Annotated in this window: 22 protein-coding genes; 5 read left to right on the forward strand and 17 right to left on the reverse strand. The window is 63.6% G+C overall.

The features are described 5' to 3' along the window. Nucleotides 1-43 precede the first annotated feature (43 nt). The 9 genes from ubiB to ACWHXT_RS02980 all read right to left on the reverse strand — a co-directional run bounded on the left by ubiB (nucleotide 44) and on the right by ACWHXT_RS02980 (nucleotide 10,726). Entirely contained in the window at nucleotides 44-1,666 is a 1,623-nt protein-coding gene (gene ubiB, locus ACWHXT_RS02940; protein ID WP_447957181.1) for a ubiquinone biosynthesis regulatory protein kinase UbiB, read from the reverse strand. After that, a complete protein-coding gene (locus ACWHXT_RS02945; RefSeq protein ID WP_447530493.1) occupies nucleotides 1,663-2,313 on the reverse strand; it encodes a ubiquinone biosynthesis accessory factor UbiJ in 651 nt (216 codons plus the stop codon). Before ACWHXT_RS02945 ends, ubiB begins: the two co-directional genes overlap by 4 nt. 82 nt (nucleotides 2,314-2,395) lie before the next feature. Then, on the reverse strand, nucleotides 2,396-3,151 hold the full coding sequence (ubiE, locus tag ACWHXT_RS02950) for a bifunctional demethylmenaquinone methyltransferase/2-methoxy-6-polyprenyl-1,4-benzoquinol methylase UbiE (RefSeq protein WP_447527777.1): 756 nt from the start codon (nucleotides 3,149-3,151) through the stop codon (nucleotides 2,396-2,398). A gap of 175 nt (nucleotides 3,152-3,326) precedes the next feature. After that, the gene (locus tag ACWHXT_RS02955) at nucleotides 3,327-3,710 is read right to left on the reverse strand and encodes a gamma-butyrobetaine hydroxylase-like domain-containing protein (RefSeq protein WP_447895154.1); all 384 of its coding nucleotides are present in this window, start codon (nucleotides 3,708-3,710) and stop codon (nucleotides 3,327-3,329) included. A 96-nt stretch (nucleotides 3,711-3,806) separates the two neighbouring features. Continuing rightward, nucleotides 3,807-5,129 (reverse strand): ATP-dependent protease ATPase subunit HslU, encoded by a 1,323-nt coding sequence (gene hslU, locus ACWHXT_RS02960; protein ID WP_447928000.1) that lies wholly within the window; start codon nucleotides 5,127-5,129, stop codon nucleotides 3,807-3,809. Between the two features lie 8 nt (nucleotides 5,130-5,137). Continuing rightward, a complete protein-coding gene (hslV, locus tag ACWHXT_RS02965; protein WP_447527780.1) occupies nucleotides 5,138-5,671 on the reverse strand; it encodes an ATP-dependent protease subunit HslV in 534 nt (177 codons plus the stop codon). Nucleotides 5,672-5,890: 219 nt separating this feature from the next. Continuing rightward, nucleotides 5,891-6,625, reverse strand: a complete 735-nt coding sequence (locus ACWHXT_RS02970) for an SPOR domain-containing protein (protein ID WP_447928001.1) — start codon at nucleotides 6,623-6,625, stop codon at nucleotides 5,891-5,893. Beyond that, entirely contained in the window at nucleotides 6,626-8,311 is a 1,686-nt protein-coding gene (argS, locus tag ACWHXT_RS02975; protein WP_447957182.1) for an arginine--tRNA ligase, read from the reverse strand. A gap of 162 nt (nucleotides 8,312-8,473) precedes the next feature. After that, nucleotides 8,474-10,726 (reverse strand): primosomal protein N', encoded by a 2,253-nt coding sequence (locus ACWHXT_RS02980; RefSeq protein ID WP_447957183.1) that lies wholly within the window; start codon nucleotides 10,724-10,726, stop codon nucleotides 8,474-8,476. A 158-nt stretch (nucleotides 10,727-10,884) separates the two neighbouring features. On the opposite strand from ACWHXT_RS02980, the gene rpmE reads away from it, so the two are divergent. Together rpmE and ACWHXT_RS02990 are read left to right on the forward strand one after the other, a co-directional pair. Further along, on the forward strand, nucleotides 10,885-11,100 hold the full coding sequence (gene rpmE / locus ACWHXT_RS02985; protein ID WP_447928004.1) for a 50S ribosomal protein L31: 216 nt from the start codon (nucleotides 10,885-10,887) through the stop codon (nucleotides 11,098-11,100). 301 nt (nucleotides 11,101-11,401) lie between these two features. Beyond that, the gene (locus ACWHXT_RS02990) at nucleotides 11,402-12,673 is read left to right on the forward strand and encodes a malic enzyme-like NAD(P)-binding protein (protein WP_447957184.1); all 1,272 of its coding nucleotides are present in this window, start codon (nucleotides 11,402-11,404) and stop codon (nucleotides 12,671-12,673) included. A 246-nt stretch (nucleotides 12,674-12,919) separates the two neighbouring features. Here the strand turns inward: ACWHXT_RS02990 and ACWHXT_RS02995 are convergent, their stop codons facing one another. Continuing rightward, complete coding sequence (locus ACWHXT_RS02995) at nucleotides 12,920-13,738, reverse strand: acyl-CoA thioesterase (protein ID WP_447957185.1); 819 nt, start codon at nucleotides 13,736-13,738, stop codon at nucleotides 12,920-12,922. Nucleotides 13,739-13,804: 66 nt separating this feature from the next. On the opposite strand from ACWHXT_RS02995, the gene tadA reads away from it, so the two are divergent. Both tadA and ACWHXT_RS03005 read left to right on the forward strand, forming a co-directional pair. Continuing rightward, the gene (gene tadA, locus ACWHXT_RS03000) at nucleotides 13,805-14,263 is read left to right on the forward strand and encodes a tRNA adenosine(34) deaminase TadA (RefSeq protein WP_447928007.1); all 459 of its coding nucleotides are present in this window, start codon (nucleotides 13,805-13,807) and stop codon (nucleotides 14,261-14,263) included. 24 nt (nucleotides 14,264-14,287) lie between these two features. After that, complete coding sequence (locus ACWHXT_RS03005; RefSeq protein ID WP_447957186.1) at nucleotides 14,288-14,833, forward strand: sterol desaturase family protein; 546 nt, start codon at nucleotides 14,288-14,290, stop codon at nucleotides 14,831-14,833. Here the strand turns inward: ACWHXT_RS03005 and crtB are convergent. The 7 genes from crtB to mltF all read right to left on the reverse strand — a co-directional run bounded on the left by crtB (nucleotide 14,760) and on the right by mltF (nucleotide 22,781). Continuing rightward, nucleotides 14,760-15,710: a 15-cis-phytoene synthase CrtB gene (gene crtB, locus ACWHXT_RS03010; protein ID WP_447957187.1), complete on the reverse strand. Its 951-nt coding sequence runs from the start codon at nucleotides 15,708-15,710 to the stop codon at nucleotides 14,760-14,762. The two genes, ACWHXT_RS03005 and crtB, sit on opposite strands and share 74 nt — an antisense overlap. Further along, entirely contained in the window at nucleotides 15,703-17,202 is a 1,500-nt protein-coding gene (locus ACWHXT_RS03015; protein ID WP_447957188.1) for a phytoene desaturase, read from the reverse strand. The genes crtB and ACWHXT_RS03015 overlap by 8 nt, the downstream gene beginning before the upstream one ends. Beyond that, entirely contained in the window at nucleotides 17,195-18,367 is a 1,173-nt protein-coding gene (crtY, locus tag ACWHXT_RS03020; protein WP_447957189.1) for a lycopene beta-cyclase CrtY, read from the reverse strand. Before crtY ends, ACWHXT_RS03015 begins: the two co-directional genes overlap by 8 nt. Beyond that, entirely contained in the window at nucleotides 18,354-19,646 is a 1,293-nt protein-coding gene (locus ACWHXT_RS03025; RefSeq protein ID WP_447957190.1) for a glycosyltransferase, read from the reverse strand. The genes crtY and ACWHXT_RS03025 overlap by 14 nt, the downstream gene beginning before the upstream one ends. Nucleotides 19,647-19,667: 21 nt before the next feature. Beyond that, complete coding sequence (locus ACWHXT_RS03030; RefSeq protein ID WP_447957191.1) at nucleotides 19,668-20,573, reverse strand: polyprenyl synthetase family protein; 906 nt, start codon at nucleotides 20,571-20,573, stop codon at nucleotides 19,668-19,670. Nucleotides 20,574-20,727: 154 nt separating this feature from the next. Beyond that, nucleotides 20,728-21,306 (reverse strand): YtfJ family protein, encoded by a 579-nt coding sequence (locus tag ACWHXT_RS03035; protein ID WP_447928014.1) that lies wholly within the window; start codon nucleotides 21,304-21,306, stop codon nucleotides 20,728-20,730. 35 nt (nucleotides 21,307-21,341) lie between these two features. Further along, nucleotides 21,342-22,781 carry a membrane-bound lytic murein transglycosylase MltF gene (gene mltF, locus ACWHXT_RS03040; protein WP_447957192.1) on the reverse strand — a complete coding sequence of 480 codons (1,440 nt, stop codon included), beginning with the start codon at nucleotides 22,779-22,781 and terminating at the stop codon, nucleotides 21,342-21,344. A gap of 165 nt (nucleotides 22,782-22,946) precedes the next feature. Here mltF and purL point away from each other — a divergent pair, with 165 nt between their 5' ends. Further along, nucleotides 22,947-26,879 (forward strand): phosphoribosylformylglycinamidine synthase, encoded by a 3,933-nt coding sequence (purL, locus tag ACWHXT_RS03045; RefSeq protein ID WP_447957193.1) that lies wholly within the window; start codon nucleotides 22,947-22,949, stop codon nucleotides 26,877-26,879. The last annotated feature ends 51 nt before the right edge of the window (nucleotides 26,880-26,930 follow it).

Here is a 26,930-nt window from a genome sequence, read left to right on the forward strand (position 1 = left end):
GAATCAATCCGGTATGACGCAAGTGTAGCCTGGCGCGCCTGGCTTACTGCCATAAAAGCAGTAAAAGCCCGGCACCGGCGGCGGCCAGCACCTGCCAGGGTTGGGCCAGCGCCCATCCGCTCAAGGGCTGCCAGGCAAGCGCAATGGCGAGAAGCGCCACGCCAATACGCAGGCGGTGGTGGCGCTTTTTCTGCTGGGTGAATTTGGCATCCAGCTGGGTAATGGCGCTGGCTTGAAGGTGGCGCTGGCGGTGCTCCTGCTCCATGCGGCTAAGCGCCTGGTGGGCGAGCACGGGAAGCTCCGGCAACTGGTGGGAAAGCTCCGGCGCCTGGCGTTTGAGCGACTCCCAAAGCCCGCCGATCCCGGCGCGCTCTTTCATCCACTGCTCTAAATAGGGCTTGGCGGTGCTCCAAAGATCGAGCTCCGGGTAGAGCTGGCGGCCCAGGCCCTCGATGTTCAAAAGCGTTTTCTGCAACAGCACCAGCTGCGGCTGGACTTCCATGTTGAAGCGCCGGGCGGTCTGGAAAAGCCCCAAAAGCACCTGGCCAAAGGAGATATCCTTGAGCGGTTTTTCTAAAATCGGCTCGCACACGGTACGAATGGCGGCGGCGAACTCGTTGGCCCGGGTATTCTCGCCGACCCAGCCGGACTCGATGTGAAGCGCCGCTACCTCGTAATAATCCTGATGGAAAAACGCCAGCAGGTTGCGCGCGAGATAATCCTGGTCTTCCCGGGTCAGGCTTCCTACGATCCCACAGTCGATGGCGATGTACTGCGGGTCTTCCGGGTTGTCGCAGTTGACGAAAATATTGCCAGGGTGCATGTCGGCGTGAAAGAAATTATCGCGAAACACCTGGGTGAAAAAGAGCTCGACGCCGCGCTCGGCGAGCTTTCTAAGATTGACGCCGTTTTTGATCAGCGTTTCCATATCCGCCACCGGCACGCCGCGAATGCGCTCCTGCACCATGACGTTGCGCCGGGTGAAGGGCCAGTAGATGGTGGGGACGAATAGAAGCGCCGAGTCCTTGAAGTTGCGCTTGAGCTGGGAGGTGTTGGCGGCCTCCTTGTAAAGGTCGAGCTCGTCGAACAGGGTCGATTCGTAGTCGCGGATCACCTCGACCGGACGCAGGCGCTTGGCCTCGGGCACCCGCGCCACAAGCTTGGCCACCTGATACATCAGCGCCATGTCCTGGCGCATCACCGCATCGATGCTGGGGCGGATGATCTTGACCACCACCTCTTCGCCGGTGTGAAGCGTGGCGGCGTGGACCTGGGCAATGGACGCCGAGGCAAGCGGGACGCGGTCGAATTCGGCGAACGCCTCGACAAGCGACATCTCGAGCTCTTTTTCCACTCGGGCCACGGCCAGCTCACCGGGGAAGGGCGGCACCTGGTCTTGAAGCCTTCTGAGCTCGTTAGAGATATCGTCGGGCAGCAGATCGCGCCGGGTCGAGAGCATCTGGCCGAACTTGATGAAAATCGGCCCCAAAGATTCCAGCGCCAGGCGCAAGCGCTCGCCCCGGGAACGCTTGCCGACCGGCACCAGGCGTAGCGGCAAAAACCACATCAAAACGCGCAGCCAAAGCGATAAGCGCTCCTTGGGTACCAGCGTATCCAGGCGGTGGCGCGCGATGACCCAGAGGATTTTGAAAAGCCGCAGGCTCATGAGCAGGGCTCCTGAACGATGCTCGCGTTCAGGCGCCGTGTAAGGCGGTCAAGGCGCGCCTCCAGGCGGTCGGTGGCCATGTCGAGCTCGGTGAGCGCGTCGCGCAGCACATCGCGCTGATGGCGCCCGGGCAGCATCCGGGCTTCTTCGAACACGTACTCGGAGAGATCCTGCAAAAACTCGTCCCGGGCGCGCAGCCCGAAGCGGCTCAGCCGGCGAATGCCTTCGGCAAATGAGTGGGCGGGGGTGGCGCCGATCCAGGTGGCAAGCTCACCTTCCCAGTCGAGATCCAGGTCGAAAAACAGATCCCGGGTCGCTTCCAAAAGCCCCAGACGCCCGCGGACGGCAAGCTTGCCATCGAACATCAGTCGCTCGATCGAGGCGCCGCTCAGCCACTCGGAGAAGGTTTCCGGGGTCAGCTCGACGGTGGCATCGACGCTTGCCTCGAGCACATCGTCGCCGGGCAGCAGGTCGACCCCGGTGGCGTGGTAGGCAAGCAAAAGCGTCAGGTGTGGTTTTTCGAGCCTGATCAGCAAACGGCTGCCCGCCAGCGCCTCGAGACGGCCAGGGGCTGCCGGGTCGCGGGCGAGCAGAGCGTTTAGCGTGCGTTCACATCCGGCCAGTAACAGGGGCGGGGTCAATCGCATGCTCACCTCAGCGTTCTTTGAACGAGTGCTCGTCGAATCAGAGCACGTTGCTTTATAGCGTGGCATTTCGCGGTATCGAGGGTCATAGCTTGATGCCGCGATGTAGCGCGACGATTCCACCGGTCAGGTTGGTGTACTCCACCCGCTCAAGCCCCGCGTCTTCCATCATGGCCTTGAGGGTTTTCTGGTCCGGGTGCATGCGGATCGACTCCGCCAGGTAGCGGTAGCTCTCGCCATCCTTGGCCACCAGCTCACCGATGCGCGGCAAAAAGCGGAACGAGTATTCGTCGTAGGCTTTGCTCAAAAGCGCGTTATCGGGCTTGGAGAACTCCAGCACCAAAAGGCGCCCGCCGGGTTTGAGCACGCGGGCCATGGAGCGCAGTGCGGCGTCCTTGTCGGTGACGTTGCGAAGCCCGAAAGCGATGGTGATGCAGTCGAAGTGGTTGTCGGGGAAGGGCAGCGTTTCGGCGTTGGCCTGAACGTATTCGACGTTGCCGCCGACACCGTTGTCGATGAGCTTGTCGCGGCCGACGTTAAGCATCGAGGCGTTGATATCCGCCAACACGACCTTGCCACGGGGGCCCACCATACGCGAAAACTTGAGCGTCAGATCACCGGTGCCGCCGGCGATATCGAGCACCTTATGACCCGGGCGCACACCTGCGCGCTCGATGGTGAGGCGTTTCCATACCCGGTGAATGCCGAAGGACATCAGGTCGTTCATCACGTCGTAACGCGCGGCGACCGAGTGAAAGACATCCGCCACGCGCGAGGCTTTCTCGTCGAGCGGTACTTCCTGGTAGCCAAAATGGGTGGTGCGCTTTTCCGTGGGGCTCATGAGGCGACGGGCTCCCGAGTTCGAGGCGGACATCGATGACGCGTCTGTCATCGCTTGATAGGTTGGCTGTATTGTAGCCTTCTCTCTGTCGTTTTGTCTGCGCCTGCCGCTTCAAAGCCAGGTCTCGCCGCGCTTTTCGAAGCGGCCAGGCTTTTCAAGCCGGCCGGTGTCACCTCTATAGTTCCTTGAACTGAATGCTCGCCGGCTCGCGGGAGGCCCCCGCATCGCTCAACTGCTGTAGATACTCGGCCCAATAGGCGTCCTGGTGGGTGGCGATCTCGTAAAGGTAGTTGTAGCTATACAGGCCGCTGTCGTGGCCGTCGTCGAAGTGCAGCTTGAGCGCGTAGTTACCGACCTGGCTGATATCCATCAAGCCCACGTCGCGCTTACCGGTTTGCAGGACCGCGCTGTCGGCGCTATGGCCGCGCACCTCCGCGGAGGGCGAGTAAACGCGCAGAAGCTCGATCGGCACGCGGTAGTGCAGATCCCCCGGGTAGGTCAGCTCCAGCAGGCGGTTTTTCTTGTGGTAGTGAACGTGGGTGGGAATCGGGCTATCCATTGGCAATCTCCCTTTGAAGTAGCAAACAGGCGGGTGTGGTGGCCCGCCTGAAAAGCATGTTACCGCGCGGCCTGGGCCGCGCTTCAACGCAACTGCTTACAAGATATAGCGCGACAGGTCTTCGTCGACGGCAAGTTCGCCAAGCTGGGCGTTGACGTAGTCGGCATCGACCACCAAGGGGCTGTCCATATCGCCGCCCTTGAACGAGGCCTCTTCCAGCAGGCGCTCCATCACGGTGTGCAGACGGCGCGCGCCGATGTTTTCGGTGCCTTCGTTGACCTGCCAGGAGATCTCGGCGATGCGCGCGATACCATCCTCGGTGAACTCGACGTCGAGCCCTTCGGTGGCCAGCAGCGCTTGATACTGCCGGGTGAGTGAGGCCGAAGGCTCGGTCAGGATGCGCTTGAAGTCGTTCGGCGTCAGCGCATCGAGCTCGACGCGAATCGGCAAACGGCCTTGAAGCTCCGGGATCAGATCGGAAGGCCGCGACAGATGGAACGCGCCGGAGGCGATGAACAGGATATGGTCGGTTTTGACCATGCCGTACTTGGTCGAGACGGTGGAACCTTCGATCAGCGGGAGCAAATCGCGCTGCACGCCTTCCCGGGAGACTTCGCCGCCGCTGGATTGGCCGCTGCCCTTGGCGACTTTATCGATCTCGTCGAGAAAGACGATGCCGTGCTGCTCGACGGACTCGACTGCCCGCGCCTTGATCTCTTCTTCGTTGACGAGCTTGCCGGCCTCTTCGTCGCGCAGCAGTACCAGCGCTTCCTTGACCGTGACCCGGCGCTGTTCGCGCTTTTGCTGGCCCATGTTGGAGAACATGCTCTGCAGCTGGTTGGTCATCTCTTCCATGCCCGGCGGGGTCATGATATCGACGCCCTGGCCCTGGGCGGAGACTTCGATGTCGATCTCTTTATCGTCGAGCTGGCCTTCGCGAAGCTTCTTGCGAAAAGACTGGCGCGTGGCGTTGTCGTCGCGGGGCTTGTCTTCCTGGCCCCGGGGCGGCGGCAGCAGCGCGTCGAGTACGCGATCTTCCGCGGCGTCTTCGGCGCGGTGGCCGACCTCTTCCTTGGCGTGCTCGCGCACCATCTTGATCGCGGCTTCCATCAAATCGCGAATGATCGACTCGACGTCGCGGCCCACATAACCGACTTCGGTGAACTTGGTCGCTTCGACCTTGATGAACGGTGCGCGGGCCAGTTTGGCAAGCCGCCGGGCGATTTCGGTTTTACCCACGCCGGTGGGGCCGATCATCAGGATGTTTTTCGGCGTGACTTCCGGGCGCAGGTCGGTGTCGAGCTGCATGCGCCGCCAGCGGTTGCGCAGGGCAATGGCCACGGCGCGCTTGGCATCCTGCTGCCCGATGATGTACTGGTCGAGCGCGTGAACGATTTCGCGGGGTGTCATCTGGGTCATGGGGAGCCTCAGCGTTCGTTGGAATCAAGCTCTTCGAGCGTGATGTGATGGTTGGTAAACACGCAGATGTCACCGGCGATTTGCAGCGATTTCTCGGTGATCTCCCGGGCGCCGAGCTCGGTGTTTTCCAAAAGCGCGCGGGCGCTGGCCTGGGCGAAGTTGCCGCCGGAGCCGATGGCGATGATGCCGCGCTCGGGCTCGACGACGTCACCGTTACCGGTAATGATCAATGAAGCGCTGTGATCGGCCACGGCCAAAAGCGCCTCTAACCGACGCAGCGCCCGGTCGGTGCGCCAGTCCTTGGCAAGCTCGACGGCGGCCTTGGTCAGGTGGCCCTGGTATTTTTCGAGCTGCGCTTCGAAGCGCTCAAAGAGGGTAAATGCGTCGGCCGTGCCGCCGGCGAAGCCCGCGAGCACCTTGCCCCGATAGAGGCGGCGCACCTTGCTGGCATTGCCTTTCATAACGGTGTTGCCAAGCGATACCTGGCCATCGCCCGCCAGGGCGACATGATTTCCGCGGCGTACGGATACGATCGTGGTCATGGAGATGACTCCTTAAGAGAGCAAAGGCTCCCGATAACTTACCGGCCGCGTGGCGGCCGCAACTAAAGCACGTTAGAACCCGAGTGATTCACAACAAAATGCGGGCGGCTGATAAAAAATCAACCGCCCGCGTCAGGTTCTGCCGGGGATTATGTGTACGCGTACCGATTCACGCGCATCCGTTCACGCGTACCGATTCATGCGTACTGGGCAGCGGCGCTAGTTTTGCAACTGAATCAAAAGTGGCTCGATCCCCTGGGTCGCCATCAGGTCCTGGGCGCGGCTGAGCTCCCGGGTATCCTCGTAGGGCCCTACCTGGACGCGATGCCACACGTCACCGCTTGCCTGGACCTCGGTAATCTGGGCCAGAAGGCTAAGATTGCGAAGCTTTGAGCGCAGCTGTTCGGCGTCACCGAGCTCCTTGAAGGAGGCCGCCTGGAGCATGTAGCGGTTGGGCGATGCGCTCGTCGCCGGCGTCGATGGCGCGGCGTCGTTGCTGGCCTGCTCCTGGGGGCGGGTGTTGGCGGCGATGATCTGGGCGATCTGATCGCCCCCCTGGTCGCTATCCGTGCTGCTTGCCTCGCCGGGGTCCGGCGCCTCCGGGCGATTGACCGTCGAGGGCAGCGTCACGCCCGGCGCGATCACCTCGGTTTCCGGCAACAGGGTGTAGAACTCGAAGGTCGGCATGGAGGGCTCGGCCTCGCCCTCGGTTTGGCGCGCCGCGCTTCGCTCCTCGCTTCCCGAGGGCTTGGGCAGTACCGTGGCCTGGGGGGTGTCCTCCTGGGCCTGCCAGGGTGCGGTGCCTTGCTGGTGCTGGGCCAGAAAGAAGCCCGCCACGATACCGAGAAGCGCCCAAAGCCAGCCCGGTAGCCTAAACCCCGAGCCTTCGGTTTTGGACGCCTTACGCTGGCTGGTCGCTCCGCGGCGGGTAGGCCGTTTGCGCGGTCTTGCCATTTACATCTCCTCTGGGGCGCTAACCCCCATTAGATCGAGTCCGTTACGCAGCACTTGGCGAGTGGCAAGGCCAAGGGCCAACCGGGCGTTTCTAAGCGCGTCGTCGTCGACCATGACTTTGACCGCGTTGTAGCAGGTGTGGAAATCGCCGGCCAGGTCCAAAAGGTATTGGGAAACCTGCTGGGGCTCGCGTGCCCGCGCCGCCTGTTCGACGACTTCCGGGTAGCGCGCCAGCCGGTTCAGCACGGCCTTTTCCTGGTCGCTATCGAGCTTCGCCAGGTGCGTAAGCGCCTGGTCGTAGTCGAACGCCTTGTCTTCGTTTTGTGCCTTGCGCAGCATGCTGCATACCCGGGCGTGGGCGTACTGAATGTAGTAGACCGGGTTGTCGTTGGACTGGGAGCGGGCCAGGTCGATATCGAAGGTGAGCTGGGAGTCGGCGCGGCGCGCGGCGAGGAAAAAGCGCGTGGCGTCGCGCCCCACTTCGTCGATCAAATCGCGAAGCGTCACGTAACTGCCCGCCCGCTTGGAGAGTTTTACCTCCACACCGCTTCGAGTCACCAACACCATCTGGTGCAGCACGTAATCCGGGTAGCCCTTGGGCATACCCAGCTCCAGCGCCTGCAGGCCTGCGCGCACTCGGGTCACGGTGGAGTGGTGGTCTGCGCCTTGCTCGTTGATCACGGTTTTGAAGCCGCGCTGCCACTTGTTGTAGTGATACGCTACGTCCGGCAAGAAGTAGGTGTAGCCGCCGTCCGTCTTACGCATGACGCGGTCCTTATCGTCACCGAAGTCGGTGGTGCGCAGCCACATCGCGCCGTCGTCTTCATAGGTGTGGCCGTTGGCGATCAGTCGCTCGACGGTGGCCTCGACGTTGCCCTTTTCGTAGAGCGACGACTCCAAAAAGTAGATGTCGAACTCGACGCCGTACGCCTTGAGATCGAGATCCTGCTCCCGGCGAAGCCAGGCCACGGCAAATGCCTGAATGGCGGCGAGATCCTCCGGGTCGGCCTGGCCGGTGACTTCGCGGTCGTCGGCGCTGACGGTCTTGCCCGCCAGATAATCCTTGGCGACATCAAAAATGTAGTCGCCGCGATAGCCGTCGGCGGGCCAGCTTTCGTCGTCCGGCCCTAGCCCCTTGGCGCGCGCCTGCACGGAAAGCGCCAGGTTCTGGATCTGAGCGCCGGCGTCGTTGTAGTAGAACTCGCGGGTCACGTCATACCCGGTGGCTTCTAAAAGCCGGCACAGGCAGTCGCCGATCACCGCACCGCGCCCGTGGCCTACGTGCAAAGGGCCGGTCGGGTTAGCAGAGACGAACTCGACCTGGACCTTTTCACCCTTGCCCAAAAGGCTTCGCCCGAAGGCGTCGCCTGAGTCCAGCACCTGGGCGATGATTTGCGCGGCGGCATCGGCGGCGGCAAAGAAGTTGATGAAACCGGGGCCGGCGATCTCGGTTTTGGCAATGGCGTCGCTTTCGGGCAGCGCCTGGACCAGCTTCTCGGCCAGGTCGCGCGGCTTCATGCCCGCGGGCTTGGCCAGCATCAGCGCCAGGTTGGTGGCGTAGTCGCCGTGGGCCTTGTCTTTCGTCGGGTCGATCTTGATGGTCGGGGCAAGGTCCTCGGGCAGCACGCCTTGGTGCTTAAGCGCGTCGATCGCGCCCTGGAGCAAAGAAGTGATCGTCTCTTTCATTTGAATATCCGGGATTTTGGTGGCGGCGTGTGCGTCGTGAAACGGTTGCTTGACGTTAAAGCGTGAACAGGCAAAAAAGTAAAAGCGACCATTATCGGCAATTGGCGCCCAGTTTCAAAGCCGTATTGCGTTTGAGGGGCGCCATGCTTGAAAAGTGGGCGCTTACGAAAGCGTTTGCGGGTCGATGTCGATCGACCAGCGTACGCCGCGCGCCTCGCGATGGGCGTCCAGCCACTGTACCAGGTAGTTGGCCGCCGCGTGGCGCTGGCTGCGCTTGTCCGCGGCCAGCAGCACGTGAATGTGGTAGCGATTTTGGCGGCGCTCCATGGGCGCGGGCACCGGGCCCAGGCAGTTCGCCTGCACGCCGGATTCCTTCAACCACTGGCGCAGCGCCTGGGCCGCTTGCTGGGCCAGCGCCAGGGCGGCCTGCTCTTTGGGGCTCTCCAGACGCAAAAGCGCCATGAAACCAAAGGGCGGCAGTTTGGCAAGCCTTCGCTCCTCGAGCAAATTGCGCGCCAGCGCCCCGTAGCCGTGTTCGGCCAGTTGGCCCAGGTGCGGGTCATCCGGGTGCAGGGTTTGCACCAATACCCTGCCTGGGTGCGCGGCGCGCCCGGCCCGGCCCGCGACCTGCTCGAGAAGCTGGGCGCTATGCTCGAGCGCCCGAAAATCGGCGCTGTAGAGCCCGCCATCGGCGTTGATCACCACCACCAGGGTGACGTGGGGCAGGTGGTGTCCCTTGGCGAGCATCTGGGTGCCGACCAGAATACAGGGCTCGCCGCGATGAACCTCTTTGAGGACCTGGTCGAAGCTATCCTTGCGCCGGGTGCTGTCACGATCGATCCGGTACACCGTGGTGTCCGGGAAAAGCCCCTGCAGGGTCTCTTCGGTGCGTTCGGTGCCGGAACCCAGCGCGCGCAGGTCGCCGCTGCCGCAATCCGGGCAGGCATCCGGCAGTGCCCGGCGGCTGTCGCAGTGGTGGCAGGCCAGAAGCGGCGGCTGGCGGTGTAGCGTCATGCGCGCATCGCACTGCTGGCAATCCGCCATCCAGCCGCAGGCATGGCAGGCAAGCCGAGGCGCGAAGCCGCGCCGGTTGATGAAAATCAGCACCTGCTTGCCCGCCTCGAGGGTCGATTTGATCGACTTGATCGCGCCGGGCAGAAGCCCGCCCTGGCGGCGCTGGTGGCGCAGATCACAAAGCTCGAGCTTGGCCGGCGGGTGGCGGCTGGGTCGCTTGGTCAGGCGCAGGTGGCGGTAGTGGCCGGTGAGCGCTTGCTGCAGGCTCTCGAGCGACGGCGTGGCGCTGCCCAGCAAAAGCGGTATCTGGTGGTGGTGGGCGCGGGCCACGGCCAGGTCCCGGGCGTGGTAGCGAAGCCCGTCGTGCTGCTTGTAGGAGCCGTCGTGCTCTTCGTCGACGATGATCGCGCCGGGTTTGGCAAGCGGCGTGAAAATCGCCGAGCGGGTGCCGATCACGATCAGTGCGCGGCCATCGGCGGCGGCCTCCCAGGCATCCATGCGCTCGGCGTCGTTGAGCCCGGAGTGAAGCGCTACCACCGCCACCTTGAAACGGCTTTTGAAGCGCGCAAGGGTCTGCGGCGTCAGGCCGATCTCCGGCACCAGCACCAGCGACTGCTTACCCTTCGCCGCTATCGCCTCGATCAGTTGAAGGTAGATCTCGGTCTTGCCGCTGCCGGTCACGCCTTCGAGTAGGCAGGGGTGATAACCTGCCAGGTTTTCGTGCAGCGCGGAAAGGGCCACGGCCTGCTCGCGGTTGAGCGGCAGCGCCGGGCTTGCCAGAAGCCCCTGGGGCGCGCCGGCCCCGGCCTGGCGGGCGATTTCCCGGGAACTGACCAGCCCTTTACGCTCCAGCGCGTTTAGCTGCTCTTTGGCGTAGCCGTGGGCGCTGATCGTCTGGGTCGGCAGGCCCTGGGCGTGCTGGCGCAAAAGCGCATAGAGCGCGGCCTGTTTAGGGGCGTTTTTAAGCGTTGGGGGATTTGGCTCGCCCGCTGCCTGCCACTGGGTGTAGGTGCGCCCGGCCATCGGGTAGCCCTGACGGAGCCTGGCCGGCATGGCCAACTGCATGGTGTCGCCAAGGCCGTGCTGGTAGTAGCGCGCGGTAAAGTGGCAAAGCCACAGCCAGTCCGCGGGCAGCGGCGCATCGTCGAGCACCTCGGAAATCGGCTTTAGCTTCTCCCTGGGGTACGCGCTTTGCTCTATCGCCTGAATGACCACGCCCACCACGTCGCGTCGACCAAAGGGCACGCGCACGCGAAGACCGGGCACCCAGCCGCCGGCCGGCGTTTGGCGCGCTGGCAAGTAATCGAAAAGCTGCCTGAGCGGGGAGGGCAGCGCCACGACAAGCGCGCCGGGGACCTTGGGCGCCTGGGAGGTGGGGGCAGAAGAAAAGGGTTCGGGCAATTGGCCTCCGGCTTAAAAAGTTGCTAGAATATGCGCCCGCTACACGTTTTACCAACCTGGTTTACGCGTGAAGCGGCAATCCGGTTAGCAGTTATTTCAACCCCATATGCGGTGCCTGGCAATGGATCAGGTGGCGGCATAAGCGTGCGAGGTTCACGATGAGACAAGGTATTCACCCGAATTACAACACGGTCACCGCGACGTGTTCTTGTGGCAACGCCTTCCAGGTCGGTTCTACCTCTGGTCAGGACTTCTCTTTGGATGTGTGCTCCAACTGCCACCCGTTCTATACGGGCAAGCAGAAGCAAGCGACCACCGGTGGCCGCGTAGAGCGCTTCAACAAGCGTTTCGGCGCTGCCGTCAAACGCGGCTAAACGCCCGTTTACCGGCACCCAGGTGCCGGGCGCTAAAAACCCACGCTCCGGCGTGGGTTTTTTTATGGACGCAATAAAATGAAATTAATTTCCAGAATTGCTGCGCTGCATCTATAAGCAAAGCGTTATAGCTAAAAGGGTTGAGTATAAGTTGCAGCAAATGGCTGTAAAAAAGCCCGATCATGAGCCAAAGTGAGGCTAAAAAGTCGTTTCGTTTTTAAAGTTGACCGCGCCTTGAGGCGCCACGGGTTTTTCTATACTCTAAAGTGACATATCTACTTTAGGATGACGGAATCCCATCATGACAGACGCTAATCGGCAGGCAGCGCTTGATTATCATGCCAAACCCATTCCTGGAAAGCTTTCGGTCGAGTTAACCAAGTCCACTGCGACTGCCCGCGATCTGTCGCTGGCCTATAGTCCGGGGGTGGCGGAGCCGGTGCGCGAGATCGCAAGAGATGCCGAAAACGCTTACCGCTACACCGGTAAAGGCAATCTGGTCGCGGTGATCTCCGATGGCAGCGCCATTTTAGGCCTTGGCAACCTGGGGCCGCTTGCCAGCAAGCCGGTCATGGAAGGCAAGGGCGTGCTGTTCAAGTGCTTTGCCGGTATCAACTCGGTGGATATCGAGGTCGACGCCGAAAACCCGCAAGCGTTTATCGATACCGTGGCGCGCATCGCCGATACCTGGGGCGGCATCAACCTCGAGGACATCAAGGCGCCGGAGTGCTTCGAGATCGAAAAGGCGCTGATCGAGCGTTGCTCGATTCCGGTATTCCACGATGATCAGCACGGCACGGCGATCGTCACCGCGGCGGGCATGTTGAACGCCCTGGATATCGCCGAAAAGCGTATCGAAGACGTCAAGATCGTGTGCATGGGCGCGGGCGCGGCGGCGATTGCCTGCATGCGCCTGCTGATCTCCTGCGGCGCCAAAGCGGAAAACCTGGTGATGCTCGACCGGCGCGGGGTGATTCACACCGAGCGCGACGGCATCAACGAGTACAAGGCGGAGTTCGCCCGCGATACCGATATGCGCACCCTGGATGATGCTATCGACGGCGCCGACGTGTTCATCGGCCTATCTGGTCCGGGGCTTTTGAGCGCCGACCACGTGAAGAAGATGGCCGCGGACCCGATCATTTTCGCCTGCACCAACCCGGACCCGGAGATTCACCCGGACGTGGCTCGCGAAGCGCGCCCGGACGTGATCATGGCCACCGGCCGCTCGGACTTCCCTAACCAGGTTAATAACGTACTGGGCTTTCCGTTCATTTTTCGCGGGGCTCTGGATGTGCGCGCCACGCGCATCAACGAGGCGATGAAGCTCGCCGCGGTGCACGCACTGAAAGACCTGGCCCGGGAGCCGGTACCGGAGGAGGTGTTGAACGCCTACGAGCTCACCGAAATGAGCTTCGGTCGCGACTACATCATTCCCACCCCGGTCGATGTGCGCCTTTTGGAGCGTGTCTCTTCCGCGGTGGCCCAAGCCGCCGTGGACTCGGGGGTGGCCCGCAAGCCCTACCCGGCGCACTACCCGCTGAAAACGATCAACAACGTTTACGACGGCTGAGCGCATCAATCTGGACGGTCTCGAGCAATCCTACGCGGGGGCGCCATGAATACCTCCCTGTAGGCTACTTTCGCCATCTGACCGCCAGGGATGGCGGGAATGCCGAAAATGCAGGAGCAATTTCCGGCCCTGGCGAAAGACCCCCGCTACGGGTTACTCGAGACCTTGGTAGTCCTAATCCTGAAGACCTTGCTTGAAACTTTAAAAGCCCGCAAACGAGGGCTTTTTTGGTCTCTGCTATTTCTACTACTCCTGCGGATAGCGCGTCAGCCCTTCCTGGGCGGTGGAGGCGACCAGCTGGCCGCGCTGGTTGAAAATATGTCCGCGGGCCAGGCCACGGCCGCCGCCGGACCAGGGCGCGTCGATCGAGTAGAAAAGCCACTCGTTGAGACGGGTATCCTGATGCAGCCAGAGCGCGTGATCCAGGCTTGCGATACGCAGCTTCGGGTCGCCGAATTCCACACCGTGAGGAATCAATCCGGTGCTCAACAGGTTGAAATCCGATGAGTAGGAGAGAAGATGGCGGTGGAGCGCCGGGTCATCGGGCAGCTCGCCGTTGATGCGAAACCACAGCCCGCGCCCGGCCGGTGCGGCAGGGGTGGGGTTATGGTCCAGGTGGACGAACTCGATCGGGTGGCCGGGAAAGCGCTCGTGCTTGACGTTGCCTTCCTCGATCAGCGCCTCGGGGCCGGGCACCTCGGGCATGCTGATCTGGTGGCTAAAGCCAGGCTCCGGGGCTTGAAACGAGGCGCTGCAGAAAAAGATCGGCCGCCCTTTTTGAATGGCGGTGACGCGGCGAGTGGTGAAACTGCCGCCGTCGCGCACGTTGTCCACCTGGTAGACCACCGGGCGGTGCGGGTCGCCGGGGCGTAGAAAGTAGCCGTGTTGGGAGTGGGGCAGGCGGCCTTCGTCGACGGTACGGGACGCGGCGGCCAGCGCCTGGCCGAGTACCTGCCCGCCGTAAAGCTGAGGAAAGCCCAGATCCTGGCTCTGGCCGCGAAACAGCGTCTCCTCCAGAGTTTCGAGCTCCAGCAAGTTGATCAGCGTCTTCAGCGCATCGTTCATTCTCGGTATCCTGTGACATTTAGCCGCTTAAACAATTTGCGGGTTACCTTAACGGAGTTCGCCTTCATGCGCAGCGACGAATTTTACATGCACCGGGCGTTGGACCAGGCACACCTGGCGGCGGCGGCGGGAGAGGTGCCCGTCGGCGCGGTGGTGGTCGGCCCAAACGGTGACATCATCGGCGCGGCGCACAATTACCCGGTGGCAAGCCATGACCCCAGCGGGCACGCCGAAATTCGCGCGCTGCGCGAGGCGGGCCGCGCTTTGGAAAATTATCGCCTTGACGGCTGTACCCTGTATGTCACATTAGAGCCTTGTATGATGTGTGCAGGTGCCATGGTGCACGCGCGCATCACGCGGCTGGTTTACGCCGCCGCCGAGCCGCGCACCGGCATGGTGGAATCGAAGGCGAACCTGCTCGCCCAGCCCTGGTTCAACCACGAGGTCAAAGTCGACGCGGGTGTATTGGCCGGCGCCTCTAAAAAACTCTTGAAAGCGTTTTTCGCCCGCCGCCGCCAGGCGTAAAAGGCGATTCTCCCGGGAGACAAGATGTACGTGCTACTCAACGTTTTGATCGTGCTCGCGACCATCGCCGCCATGGAAGTGGTGGCCACGCTTTCGCATAAGTACATCATGCACGGCTGGGGATGGGGGTGGCACCGCTCTCACCACGAACCGCGCACGGGCTGGTTCGAGCTCAACGACCTGTACGCGGTGGTCGCGGCGGCGTTGGCCATCGCGCTCATCGCCTTCGGCACCGCCGGGGCCTGGCCGCTACAGTGGATCGGCGCGGGCATGACCGCCTACGGCATGATTTACTTCGTGCTTCACGATGGATTGGTACACAAGCGCTGGCCGTTTAGTCTCATCCCCCGGCGCGGCTATCTAAAGCGCCTCTACAAGGCGCACCGGCTGCACCACGCGGTCAAGGGGCGCCACGACTGCGTCTCCTTCGGCTTTATCTACGCCCCGCCGGTCGACAAGCTCGAACGAACGCTGAAAAGCCGCCACGGCCAAAAAGCTAACGCGGGCGCTGCCAAAGCCTCAAAGGGCGGTCAGGCGACGCCTTCCGAGCGCGAGAGCCAAGCGCGCTAGTCCCGCCCCATAGCAAAAGCGACGCTTTCTCGCCTCGGCCGGTGCTCAGGCGCCGGTCCCAGGCGCCCGCCCCGGCGCTGGTCACCTTCACGCCGATTTTACGATACACCCCGAGCGCGGTGGCGATCGCCCAGGCCGAGCGCAGCGGCAGCGCCTGGATGCCAATGCGCGCCGAGGCGTAGTAGGGCTCAGCGGCCTGAATCAGTCGCGTCGCCACGCGGGCAAGCGCCTCCCGGTAAGCCGGGTCGAGAATATCCGCTTGGGTCATGCCCTCATCGCGCAGCCACTGGGCGGGCACGTAGCAGCGCCCGGCCTCGGCGTCCTCGACGATATCCCGGGCGATGTTGGTCAACTGAAACGCCAGGCCCAGATCGCAGGCGCGATCGAGCACGGCTTCGTCGCGCACGCCCATCACCCGCGCCATCATCAAGCCCACCACCCCGGCCACGTGGTAGCAGTAGCGCAGCGTGTCCTCAAGCGTTTCATAGCGCTCGTCGCGCACGTCCATGGCGTAGCCTTCCAGGTGATCAAAGGCCTTGGATGGAGGAATCTCGTGGGCCAGCGCCACCTCCTGAAAGGCAGCGAAAGCGGGCTCTTCCATGGATTCGCCTGCAAAGGCGCGCTCGGTTTGCGCCTTGAGCTCGGTCAGGCGCGCTTCACTGGCGGCCTTTTCGGCTTCGCTATCCTGGGTGTCGTTTGCCGGGTTGTTGAATCCCAGGGTCTGGTCGTCGATCACGTCATCGCAGTGACGGCACCAGGCGTAGAGCATCAGCGCACTGCGGCGCGTTTGCGGATCGAACAGCCGGGAGGCGCTGGCAAAGCTTTTCGAGCCCGCCGCCATGGTGACGGTGGCGTGATCCAGAAGCGCTTCACTCATTGCCTGGTGTCTCTATTGATAGCCTCTCCACCATCAAACCTGCCGTCGCCTTGGCCGAGCCGATCACGCCGGGAATGCCCGCGCCCGGGTGGGTACCCGCGCCGACCAGGTACAGGTTGTCGATCTTGCTGTCCAGGTTGTGGGGGCGAAACCAGGCGCTTTGGGTGAGAATCGGCTCGATCGAGAACGCCGAGCCCTGATGGGCGCTGAGCGTGTCGCGAAAATCAAACGGCGTGAACATGCGATGGGTCACCAGCTGGCTTCTGAGCCCCGGCATGTAGTGCTTTTCCAGGTAATCGAAGATGCGCTCGCGAAGCTTCGGGCCTTCCACGTCCCAGTCCAGATTGGCGGTGCCCAGGTGCGGCACCGGGGCCAGCACGTAGTAGCTACCCGAGCCCTGCGGGGCAAGCGAGGGGTCGGTGACACACGGCGCGTGCAGGTAGAGCGAGAAGTCCTCGGCCAGGCCGTCGCTTGAGAAGATTTCGTCGATCAACTCCCGGTAGCGCGGCCCGAAGCAGACCGTATGGTGGGCCAGCTGGGTGTGGTTGTGGTCGAGCCCGAAATAGAGCACGAACAGCGAGTTGCTCATGCGCTTGCGTTTGAGCTTTTTAGCGCGGGAGGCGCCGACCGGGTGGTGGCCCAATAGCTTTTCGTAGGTGTGCACCACGTCGGCGTTGGAGGCCACGGCGCGGGCGGGTATCTCGCGGCCATCAGAAAGTTTGACGGCGTTGATATGGTTACCGTCCGCCTCGATGCGCTCGACCTTCGCGTTGAGCGCGATTTCCCCGCCCAGGTCCTCGAAGAGCTTCGCCATGCCCTGCACCAAAGCGCCGGTGCCCCCGCGCGGAAACCACACGCCCCACTTGCGCTCCAGCGCGTGGATCAGCGTATAGATCGACGAGGTGGCAAAGGGGTTGCCGCCGACCAGCAGGGAGTGAAACGAAAACGCCTGGCGCAGGTGTTCGTCCTCGATGAAGGTCGATACCTTGGCGTAGACGCTCTTCCAGGCCTCGAGCTTTGCCAGTTGAGGGGCGGCGCGCAGCATGTCGCGAAAGTGGAGAAACGGCACCGTGCCGAGTTTGACGTAGCCCTCAATGAACACCGCCTGGGAGTAGGTCAGAAAGCGCCGGTAACCCTCGACATCCGCCGGGTTGAAGTGTTCGATCTGGGTCTCGAGGCTTTGCTGGTCGTTGTCGTAGTTGAAGACCTCGCCGGACTCCCAGCAGAGCCGGTAGAAGGGCGTGACCGGCAAAAGCTCGACGTACTCACCGATGGATTTCCCCGCAAGCTTAAAAAGCTCCTCGATGGCGCTGGGGTCGGTGATCACCGTGGGGCCGGCGTCGAACACGAACCCTTCGTCCTCGTAGACGTAGGCGCGCCCGCCGGGCTTGTCGCGTTGCTCGAGCAACAGCGTCGGAATGCCCGCCGCCTGCAGCCGGATGGCCAGCGCCAGGCCACCAAAGCCCGCGCCAATTACGATCGTTTTAGTCATCTTTGAAGGCTCGCAGCCGAGGAGTTTGTTTAAGCACGGCCGGGATGGCCTCTCGAATGGGCACCGGCGGCTTTCCGGAGACGATGCGCGCCTTGTCGAAAAGGGTGGTCGTGCCCGCGTAAAATCGGTCGATCAGGGCGCCATTGAGCCCGTAAAAACGCTGCATGACCTGCCAGCGCCGCTCCGGCCGGCCGGCCAGAAACAGCATACGGTTGAGCATGCGGAAAAACCGCTGCTCGCGCCAGCGCCTTCTGGCGTAACGCTCGATTAGCCCCGAAAGCGCCTCGGCGCTCAGGTCTTTCTGCGCGGCGATCAGGTCGGCAAGCGCCACCGCGTGGGGCAGCGAATAGCCGGTGGTGGCGTGAAAAAGCCCGGCCCGCAAACCGCTGACGGGCTGGCCGTCGAGCGCTTTCCAGAACGCATCGATATCGCCGTCGAGGGTAATCGGTAAATGACCGAGCTCTTCGCGCTCCAGCGTCTCGAGCGCCCAGCCCTGGGCCTGGGCGTAGCGAGCGATGTTCTCCCGGGCGCGGGGGGCGTCGAGGCCTTTATCGTCCACGTAGTGGGTGTCTTCGATCAAAAGCGTGTCGTCGGAAAGCGGCAGGCTGTACACGAAACGGTAGCCACTGCCTTGATCCACCGCGGCATCCATCATGCGTGGGCGCGCCAGGCCGTGGGGCTTTGAAAGGCGCCACTGCTGGCCCACGAAGGACTGAAAGCCGACGCTCAGGTGCGGGCTTTTGGCCTGGCCGCGGCCATCGATCACCGCTAGGGCCTCGAGCACGGTGGCATCTTCCAGCGTCACGCTTTGCGGGGTTAGGCTGGCGACGTTGGTGTTGATTAAGAGCCTTTCGCCCAGGGCGTCGGTCACTACCTGGGCAAAGCGCGCGGAGGTAATGCTCAGGTAGCCGCTTTCGAGGGTGCGCTCGAAGGCGGGAAAGCGCACTTCGTAATCCGGCCAGCGGTGCGCCACCAGGGGCGCAAGCCAGGCGTGCTGCTCACTCGAAAGATCCCCCGCGTGAAACGACCAGGTATGGTTGCCCCCGGGGGTATCCCCCGCTTCGATGACCAGCAGCTTAAGGCCTGGCTGGCGCTGGGTCAGGCGCCAGGCGATCAGGGCGTTGGCCAGGCCCGCGCCGACGAGAATGAGGTCATACTGCTGCATGGGTCGTCTCCGCGAAAACCGGCTGACCGGTGGCGAGCGCCTGCTCGGTGATGGCGGCGGCACGCTCGGCCCCGCCCGCGGCGCGTAGCGGCGCCTGGAGTCGGCCAAGGTGCGTCTTGTACGCCGGGTCCGTCTTCAGCGCCGCGAGCTTTTGGGCAAAGGTGGCCGGGCGCGAGACGCTGAACGCGCGCTCGCCCAGGCCGTGGTAGAGCACCCGCGCCGCCACGCCGGGCTGGTCGAACGCCAGCGGCACCGCAAGGATCGGGGTGGCGTGCTCGATGGCATCCACCACGGTATTGAGCCCGCCGTGGGTGATCACCGCCTCGGCGCGGGCAAGGGCGGCGCCCTGATCGACGAAATCGACCACCGCCGTGGCGCCCGCCGCGCCAAGCGCGGTTTCTTGCGCGGCGCTTAGCTTGCCGCAGTGGGCGATCAAAAGCGGGGCCTTTTGCATCTTACAGGCCCGGGCGATTTTTTTAAAAAGCTGGAGGCGGTGGCCTTGCAGCGTGCCCAGCGAGGCGAACACGAAGCGCTCGGGTAAATCCAGCGTCTCCAGGCGCCGGTTCGTCGAGGGCCCTGGCGGCAGGCGCAGCGGCCCGACGGCGTGAAAGGTTGCGGGCAGGCGATGACGCGGGAAGTCGAAAGCCAGCGGCGTTTGGCTGATTTGGGCAAGCGGCGACAAGCACTCGTGGAGCGCGTGGCGTGGCGTCAAGCCAAACGCCTGGGCGTGGCGCGCCACTACCTTTGCGTGGCGGCCCATCAGCCGGTCGTAGATACGTTCGCTGGTGGCGTACATGCCGCGGGCTTGATCGGTCTCGGCAAAACGAAAGGGCATGACGGGAAGCGGCAGGTGCGCCTCGCGGTTGACCGGCAGCGCGCAGGCGATCGAGACGAAGGGCAGCCCGAGCCCTTCGGCCACGATGGCGCCCGCCGGCTCCATCTGGTCGGCAATCACGCCGTCCACGCCAAGACGTTCGAGCGCGGCGGGAAGCTCGCGGCAAAGCATGTCCGTGGTATCGGCCAGGTCGCGGATCATGGCAAAAAGGCCAACGCCTCCGGGGCTTGCGAGCCGCGAGAGCGTTTGCGCCATACGCCCTTGCGGGTGGCTTTCACGGCCCACCACGGCGAAGCCGATGCGTTCGTCGCCCATCAGCGGCCGGGCGTCCGCTTGATGAACGAAGGTGATCTGGTGGCCGCGCTCTATCAGCCGGACGCTGAGCGCCTCGAGGGCTTTGACGTGGCTGTAAAGCGGTGGTGCCACGACCGCATAATGGCTCATGGGTGCGTGCCCCCTCTCGCGCTAGCCGAGTACGGCGAGCTGCTGGGTGAACCAGGCGTGGACGAACTGCCGGGTGCGGCTGCCCGCAGGGCAGGCTCTGCGAAGATGGGTATCGGCGCGGGTCAGGTGGTCGTCCAGGCGCTCGCGTACCGCGCGCTCGCCAAGCGTTGCCACCAGTGTCGATTTGCCGGCGTCCTGGTGGGCGTCCTTGCCGGTGCCGCTCAGCCCATCGGCCAGGTCGTCGATCAGTTGAAAGGCCTGGCCGAGCTCCTGGGCGAAAAGCTCGAGGGTGTGGGTGGCGCTTTCGTCGGCATCCGCGGCTAGCGTGGCAAGCGACAGCGTCGCGTTGAACAGCATGCCGGTTTTGAGCTCGTTGGCGGTCAGGATCGAATCGACGTCCCGCGCCTTGTCCCCTTCGCTCAAATCGAGAAACTGACCCTGCACCAGGCCTTGCAGACCCACGGCGCGGGCCAGGGCCGCCACCGCAGCGGCGCGGCGCTCGCCGCCAAGCCCCGGGGCTTCGGCCACCATGGCGTAGGCGCGGCTCAAAAGCGCCACGGCGGCCAAAATGGCTACGCTTTCGCCGAACTGGCGGTGAATGGTGGGCCTTCCGCGGCGCAGGTTGGCGTTGTCCATACAGGGAATGTCATCGAGGATCAGCGAGGCGGCGTGAACCATCTCCACCGCGCAGGCGAGATCCAGCAGGCCGTCGAGTTCGGTCTGCACCCCCAGATCCTGCGCGGTTAGAAGTAACAGCAGCGGACGCACCCGTTTGCCCGGCGTAAGCGTGGCCTCGCGCATGGCGTTGGCGACCAGGTCGTGGCGGGGGCCTTCGGGCAGCCAGTGATCCAGGCGCTTCTCCAGCGACTCGCGCAGCGCCTGGATCTCGTCTTCATGGCGTAACAGTTGGTCGGCGTCGGCGTTCATTGAAGCGGTCCCTGGGATTTCATTGTTCATGGCAGTGGCGGGGGTGAAAGGCGAAACCCGCGCTGTTCGCCGGTCAAAGGGGCTTTGCCCGCGCCACTGCGATTGTAAAAGGAGTTTTAACATCAAGGGGCGAGGCGGGAAAGTCAATGCCGCCTTACTCGAGCATGGCGTGGAGAAGCTCCATGACGTGGTTGACTTCGTAAAGCGTCAGCGGGCCGTCCTTGGCAAAACGTACGCGCCCGGCATCGTCGTGTACCACGACTGCCGAGCCGCCGCGCTCCAGGTTCCAGGCGTTTTGTACCGCGCTCGACTCGTCCACCACGAACTGAACGGTGGGGACATCGCGTTTGCTGCTTTCGACGCTACGGCGTACGAACATGGCGCTGCCGAATACCGCGTCGTCGGTGTTGATGATCGTGGTGGTCTGAAAGCGCTCATTGGGAAAATCCGCGGCTTCGATCGCCTCGATGATCGGCGTGTTCAGATCCTTGGCCGAGAGCCGCCCCGCAACGTGAAGCACCACGCCCACCTGGCCGGAAAGCTCGGCGCTGTCCCAGGCCTGATACCTGAGGGCGCCATCTGACAATACCAGCTCGCCGCGGTCCGCCACGCGTACCGGGGTGACCGGTTCGCCCTGTTCAAACGCGGCGGCGGGCGCCAGGGTGCTGGCTATCCATAGCGCGGCGGCAAAGGCCCAGCGGCCGGCGGTGACATTCAAAAAGGGTCGCATCATGCTCTTCTCCGGGCTGATGACGGGGAGGGGTATGGTCAAGGCAGCGCGCCGGTGCTGGCAAGGCCTGTCTGGTCGAGCCGGAAAAACTGCTGGCGGCTGCGCTCGACGTAGCTCAGCATTTCGTAGTAACGGCGGATGTTGCGCACGTAGATTACCGGCTCGCCGCCCCGAGCGTAGCCGTAGCGGGTCTGGCTGTGCCATCGGCGCTGTTGCAAAAGCGGCAGCGACTCGCGCACGTCTGCCCAAAGGCCCGGGTCGCCGCCGCGGCGGCGGGTAATATCGCGGGCGTCGTACAGGTGGCCAAGCCCCACGTTGTAGGCGGCCATCGCCATGTAAAGGCGGTCTTCGCCGGTGATGTCGTCGGGCAGGCGCTCTTCCAGGCTTCTCAAATAGCGTGCCCCGCCGTCGATACTCTGCGCCGGATCGCGGCGGTTTTGCACGCCCATGTCGCTGGCGGTCGGGTGGGTCAGCATCATCACGCCCCGCACGCCGGTGGGCGAGACCGCCTCCGGGTCCCAGTGAGACTCCTGGTAGCCCACTGCGGCCAGCAGTTTCCAGTCGAAGCCGGTGGTTTCGGCGGCCCGTTTGAACAGCGGCGCGAACTCGGGCAAACGCTCGTCCAGGTGGCCCAGAAACGTGCGCGTGCCGACGTATTCGAGGTAGTCGTCGTGGCCGAAGTAACGATCGATCAAGCGATCCAGCACGCCGTTTTCGCGCTGCTCGTCCAAAAAGCGGTTGGCGGCGTCGAGCAGGCCAAGCCCCTGGCCTGCCGGCAGGGCCCAGGCAAGGGACAGCGGTTCGCCAATGGCGAACCCCCGCTCGACGTTGGGAAAGAACAGCCGGTTGACGCGAAACTGATGGTCGAAGATCACCGCGGCGTCGAGTTTTCCGGACTCGACGCTTGCCAGCAGCTCGGCAATTTCGCTCTCGTCCAGCACCTGCCATTCAAGGCCTGGCACCGAGTCTTCGAGGGTTTGCAGGGTCCGTTCGGTGCCGGTGGCCCTTAGCGTACCCACTTCGAGCCCGACCAGGTCCTGGGGCGTGTTGATTGCGTACAGCCCGCGGCGGTAGACCACCAGTGGCTGCATGTCGATGATCGCCCGGGTGTAGTGAATGCCGGGGGTCGACGGCGAAAGCGGCAGCGCCGAGGTGCCGATGTCGCCGCGCTCGCGCACGGCGTCGAGCACCTCTTCCGGTGCGTGGCGGGCGTCAAGGTTGAGGCTAACGCCCAGGTGCTCGGCAAAGGCGTGCACCAGCTCGTACTCGAAGCCGGTGGGGCCCTGGCGGCCCTCGTAGTAGGTGGTCGGCGTGGTGCGGGTGTGCGCGGTGATGAAATCCTTTTCCAGCACGCGGTTTAGGTGTTCCTGGGGCGTTTTGCCGGCGGTCACGGGCACCATTACCAGCCATACAATACTGAGCAGTGCCCAGTAGAGGCGATAGTAGGCGAGAAAGTGTCGGCAATAGAGTGTCGGCATGGGGCGTGGTCGATGTAAAACAGGCAGTCACCATACCCAGCCTGGTAGTCACTGTCACCTTGTCGATTTCGTATCAAAGCCGCTTTCCAGTATCATGGCGGGATTGTCGCACTGCGGCTTGGTGATTTCCCGCTCGAACTCTCTTTGCTTTAGAGGCCCCCAGATATGCTCGAACTGCGAGGCGCGCCCGCCCTTTCTGCCTTCCGTCATGACCGGCTTTTAAAAGCGCTGCGTGAACGCGTTCCCGAGGTAACGGCCCTGGCCGCCCACTACGTCCACTTTGCCGATTGCGCCGAGCCATTGACGGATTTTGCGCAAACGCGTTTGGCCAGTCTTCTGGACTACGGAAGCTTCAGCGCCGGCGAGGAGGTCCAAAACGCGCTTCGGCTATGGGTCGTACCACGGCTGGGTACCCAGTCGCCCTGGTCCACCAAGGCAACGGATATCGCGCATAGCTGCGGGCTATCCAGCGTGCGCCGTATCGAGCGGGGTATCGAGTATCACGTGGGGGGCGAGGGACTCGACGAGCAGAGCAAAGCCTTGATCGCCGAGGCGCTTCACGACCGGATGACCGAAACCGTGCTGTGGGAGGCCAGTGAGGCCCAAAAGCTCTTCACGCGGTTGGACCCGGCTCCGCTCGGCGCCGTGGACATCCTCGGCGGCGGGCGCGAGGCACTGGCGGTGGCCAACCAGGAACTTGGCCTGGCGTTGACCGACGACGAGATCGACTATCTGGTCGATGCCTTCGGTGAACTCAATCGCAACCCAAGCGACGTCGAGCTGATGATGTTCGCCCAGGCGAACTCCGAGCACTGCCGCCACAAGATCTTCAACGCCGACTGGCTGATCGACGGCGAAGAGCAGCCTCAGTCGCTTTTCAAGATGATCAAGAACACCTTCGCTACTTCGCCGGACAACGTGCTCTCGGCTTACAGCGACAACGCCGCGGTGATCAAGGGCAGCCAGGCCGGGCGCTTTTTCCCCGCACCCTTGACCGGGGCAGCGGGGGAGCGCGCTCAATACGGCGCCCATCAGGAGCCGATCCACATTCTGATGAAGGTGGAGACCCACAACCACCCGACGGCCATCGCGCCGTTTCCAGGGGCGGCCACCGGCTCCGGCGGCGAGATTCGCGACGAGGGCGCCACCGGCATCGGCGGCAAACCCAAGGCGGGGCTTGCCGGCTTTACCGTGTCCAACCTGCGTATTCCCGAATTCGTCCAGCCCTGGGAGGCCTTCGATTACGGCAAGCCCGAGCGCATGCAGTCGGCGCTTTCGATCATGCTCGAGGGACCCATCGGCGGGGCGGCGTTCAACAACGAGTTCGGCCGCCCGAATTTGACCGGCTACTTTCGCACCTACGAGCAGGACACGCTCAGCGGTGACGCCATCAAGCGCCGCGGTTTCCACAAGCCGATCATGATCGCCGGGGGCTTTGGCAACATTCGCGCCCAGCACGTTCAAAAAGGCGATATCCCCATCGGGGGCAAGCTGATCGTGATGGGCGGGCCCTCCATGTTGATCGGTTTGGGCGGCGGCGCGGCGTCGAGCGTGACCTCCGGCACCTCGAGCGCGGATCTCGACTTCGCCTCGGTGCAGCGCGAAAACCCGGAAATGGAGCGCCGCGCTCAGGAAGTGATCGACCGCTGCTGGGCGATGGGGGATAAAAACCCGATCCGCTTCATTCACGATGTCGGCGCCGGCGGGCTCTCCAACGCCCTGCCGGAACTGGTCAAGGACGGCAACCGCGGCGGGCTTTTCGACCTGCGCGCCGTACCCAACGCGGAGCCGGGCATGAGCCCGCTGGAAATCTGGTGCAACGAAGCCCAGGAGCGCTACGTGCTGGCCGTGGCGCCGGAAGACCTCGATACCTTCGAGGCGTTCTGTAAGCGCGAGCGCTGCCCTTATGCGGTGGTCGGCGAGGCGCTGGAAGAGCACCACCTGGAAGTGCGCGACGGTCACTTCGAGAGCAAGCCCGTCGACTTGCCCATGAGCGTGCTGTTCGGCAAGGCGCCGAAGATGCAGCGCGAATTCACCCGGCAGACCCCGGAGCTCTCCGGGGTGATGCTCGACAACCTGGACCTGCGCGAAGCGCTCGACCGGGTGCTGCGCCTGCCCGCGGTGGCCTCGAAAAGCTTTCTGATCACCATTGGCGATCGCTCGATCACAGGCCAGGTCGCCCGCGACCAGATGGTCGGCCCCTGGCAGGTGCCGGTGGCGGATGTCGCCGTGACCACCGCAAGCTTCGACACCCACGCCGGTGAGGCCATGGCGATGGGCGAGCGCCCGCCGGTGGCGCTGATCGACGCGGCAGCCAGCGCCCGTTTGGCAGTGGCGGAGTCGATCACCAACCTGGCGGCTGCTCCCATCGGCAAGCTCTCGGACATCAAGCTCTCCGCCAACTGGATGAGCGCGGCGGACCGTCCCGGCGAAAACCAGGCGCTGTTCGATGCCGTATACGCGGTCGGTATGGAGCTTTGCCCTCAGCTTGGCATCGCCGTGCCGGTGGGTAAGGATTCGATGTCCATGCACACCGCCTGGCAGGGCGAGAACGCCAAGGGCGAAGCGGAGGAGAAGAGCATTACCTCGCCGCTTTCGCTGGTCGTCACGGGCTTTGCGCCGGTCACCGACGCGCTGGCGACCCTGACCCCGCAGATCAACATGGAACAGGACGAGTCGGATCTGATCCTGATCGACCTGGGCGGCGGCCAGAACCGGCTGGGCGGCTCGGCGTTGGCCCAGGTGTATGGCCAACTGGGCGACACTTGCCCGGATGTCGACGACCCGGAAGACATCAAGGCTTTCTTTGAAGTGATCCAGGGGCTCAACCGCGATGGCAAGCTGCTGGCCTACCACGACAGAAGCGACGGGGGTCTGCTCGTCACGCTGCTCGAAATGGCGTTTGCCGCCCACGCGGGGCTCGAGATCAAGCTCGACTGGATGGTCGACGAGCCGGTAGAGGCGCTCAACGCGCTGTTTTCCGAGGAGCTGGGCGCGGTGATTCAGGTCAACCGCCAGCACACCGAAGAGGTGCTCACCCAGTTCGCCGTCGCGGGTATCGAAACCTGCGGTGTGATCGCAAGGCCGCGCTACGACGACCAGGTGCGGGTCACGCTGTTCGAAGAGCCGCTTCTGGAAACCACCCGGCAGTTGACCCAGCGCACCTGGTCGGAAACCAGCTACCGCATGCAGGCGCTGCGCGATAACCCCGAGTGCGCAAAGAACGAGTTCGACAGCCTGATGGACGTGCGCGACCCTGGTCTCAGCGCCGCGCCCAGCTTCGATGTGAACGAAGACATCAGTGCGCCTTTCGTCAACACCGCAAGGCCCGCGGTTGCGGTGCTGCGCGAGCAGGGCGTCAACGGCCAGGTCGAGATGGCCTGGGCGTTCGACAAGGCGAATTTCGACGCCGTCGACGTCCACATGAGCGATATCCTCGAAGGCCGTGTGTCGTTGGACGAGTTCAAGGGCCTGGTCGCCTGCGGTGGCTTCTCGTTTGGTGACGTGCTCGGTGCCGGCGGCGGCTGGGCGAAGTCGATACTTTTCAACGAACGCGCCCGGGAGCAGTTCGCCGGTTTCTTTGGCCGCGACGACACCTTTACCCTTGGCGTGTGCAACGGCTGTCAGATGCTTTCGCAGCTCAAACCGCTGATCCCGGGGGCCGAGAGTTGGCCGTCCTTCGTGCGCAACGAATCCGAGCAGTTCGAGGCGCGGGTCTCCATGGTGCGGGTCGAGAAAAGCCCCTCGATTCTACTCAAAGGTATGGAAGGCTCGACGCTGCCCATCGCCGTGGCCCACGGTGAAGGCCGCGCGGAATTTCGTGACAGCGCCCACCTGCGCCAGATGCAGTCGTCGAGCCAGATCGCGCTGCGCTATATCGACCACTACGGCCAGGTCACCACGCGCTATCCGGCCAACCCCAACGGCTCGCCGTCGGGTATTACCGGCCTTACCACGCCGGATGGCCGGGTAACGATCATGATGCCGCACCCGGAACGAGTGACCCGCGCGGTCACCAACTCCTGGCGGCCCAGCGAGTGGACCGAGGACGGCGCCTGGCTACGCCTGTTTCGCAACGCGCGCACCTGGCTTGGCTAGACCCTCGTTGATAAGTGAACGTTAAGGCGTTTCAGGCGTAAAAAAGCGGTG

The sequence above is a fragment of the Vreelandella halophytica genome (assembly GCF_968193635.1).

Bases quoted from the DNA above. Each gene is read 5' to 3' on its own strand.
- ubiB (WP_447957181.1), bottom strand. From the start codon at position 1,666: ATGAGCCTGCGGCTTTTCAAAATCCTCTGGGTCATCGCGCGCCACCGC.
- ACWHXT_RS02945 (WP_447530493.1), bottom strand. From the start codon at position 2,313: ATGCGATTGACCCCGCCCCTGTTACTGGCCGGATGTGAACGCACGCTA.
- ubiE (WP_447527777.1), bottom strand. From the start codon at position 3,151: ATGAGCCCCACGGAAAAGCGCACCACCCATTTTGGCTACCAGGAAGTA.
- ACWHXT_RS02955 (WP_447895154.1), bottom strand. From the start codon at position 3,710: ATGGATAGCCCGATTCCCACCCACGTTCACTACCACAAGAAAAACCGC.
- hslU (WP_447928000.1), bottom strand. From the start codon at position 5,129: ATGACCCAGATGACACCCCGCGAAATCGTTCACGCGCTCGACCAGTAC.
- hslV (WP_447527780.1), bottom strand. From the start codon at position 5,671: ATGACCACGATCGTATCCGTACGCCGCGGAAATCATGTCGCCCTGGCG.
- ACWHXT_RS02970 (WP_447928001.1), bottom strand. From the start codon at position 6,625: ATGGCAAGACCGCGCAAACGGCCTACCCGCCGCGGAGCGACCAGCCAG.
- argS (WP_447957182.1), bottom strand. From the start codon at position 8,311: ATGAAAGAGACGATCACTTCTTTGCTCCAGGGCGCGATCGACGCGCTT.
- rpmE (WP_447928004.1), top strand. From the start codon at position 10,885: ATGAGACAAGGTATTCACCCGAATTACAACACGGTCACCGCGACGTGT.
- ACWHXT_RS02990 (WP_447957184.1), top strand. From the start codon at position 11,402: ATGACAGACGCTAATCGGCAGGCAGCGCTTGATTATCATGCCAAACCC.
- ACWHXT_RS02995 (WP_447957185.1), bottom strand. From the start codon at position 13,738: ATGAACGATGCGCTGAAGACGCTGATCAACTTGCTGGAGCTCGAAACT.
- tadA (WP_447928007.1), top strand. From the start codon at position 13,805: ATGCGCAGCGACGAATTTTACATGCACCGGGCGTTGGACCAGGCACAC.
- ACWHXT_RS03005 (WP_447957186.1), top strand. From the start codon at position 14,288: ATGTACGTGCTACTCAACGTTTTGATCGTGCTCGCGACCATCGCCGCC.
- crtB (WP_447957187.1), bottom strand. From the start codon at position 15,710: ATGAGTGAAGCGCTTCTGGATCACGCCACCGTCACCATGGCGGCGGGC.
- ACWHXT_RS03015 (WP_447957188.1), bottom strand. From the start codon at position 17,202: ATGACTAAAACGATCGTAATTGGCGCGGGCTTTGGTGGCCTGGCGCTG.
- crtY (WP_447957189.1), bottom strand. From the start codon at position 18,367: ATGCAGCAGTATGACCTCATTCTCGTCGGCGCGGGCCTGGCCAACGCC.
- ACWHXT_RS03025 (WP_447957190.1), bottom strand. From the start codon at position 19,646: ATGAGCCATTATGCGGTCGTGGCACCACCGCTTTACAGCCACGTCAAA.
- ACWHXT_RS03030 (WP_447957191.1), bottom strand. From the start codon at position 20,573: ATGAACGCCGACGCCGACCAACTGTTACGCCATGAAGACGAGATCCAG.
- ACWHXT_RS03035 (WP_447928014.1), bottom strand. From the start codon at position 21,306: ATGATGCGACCCTTTTTGAATGTCACCGCCGGCCGCTGGGCCTTTGCC.
- mltF (WP_447957192.1), bottom strand. From the start codon at position 22,781: ATGCCGACACTCTATTGCCGACACTTTCTCGCCTACTATCGCCTCTAC.
- purL (WP_447957193.1), top strand. From the start codon at position 22,947: ATGCTCGAACTGCGAGGCGCGCCCGCCCTTTCTGCCTTCCGTCATGAC.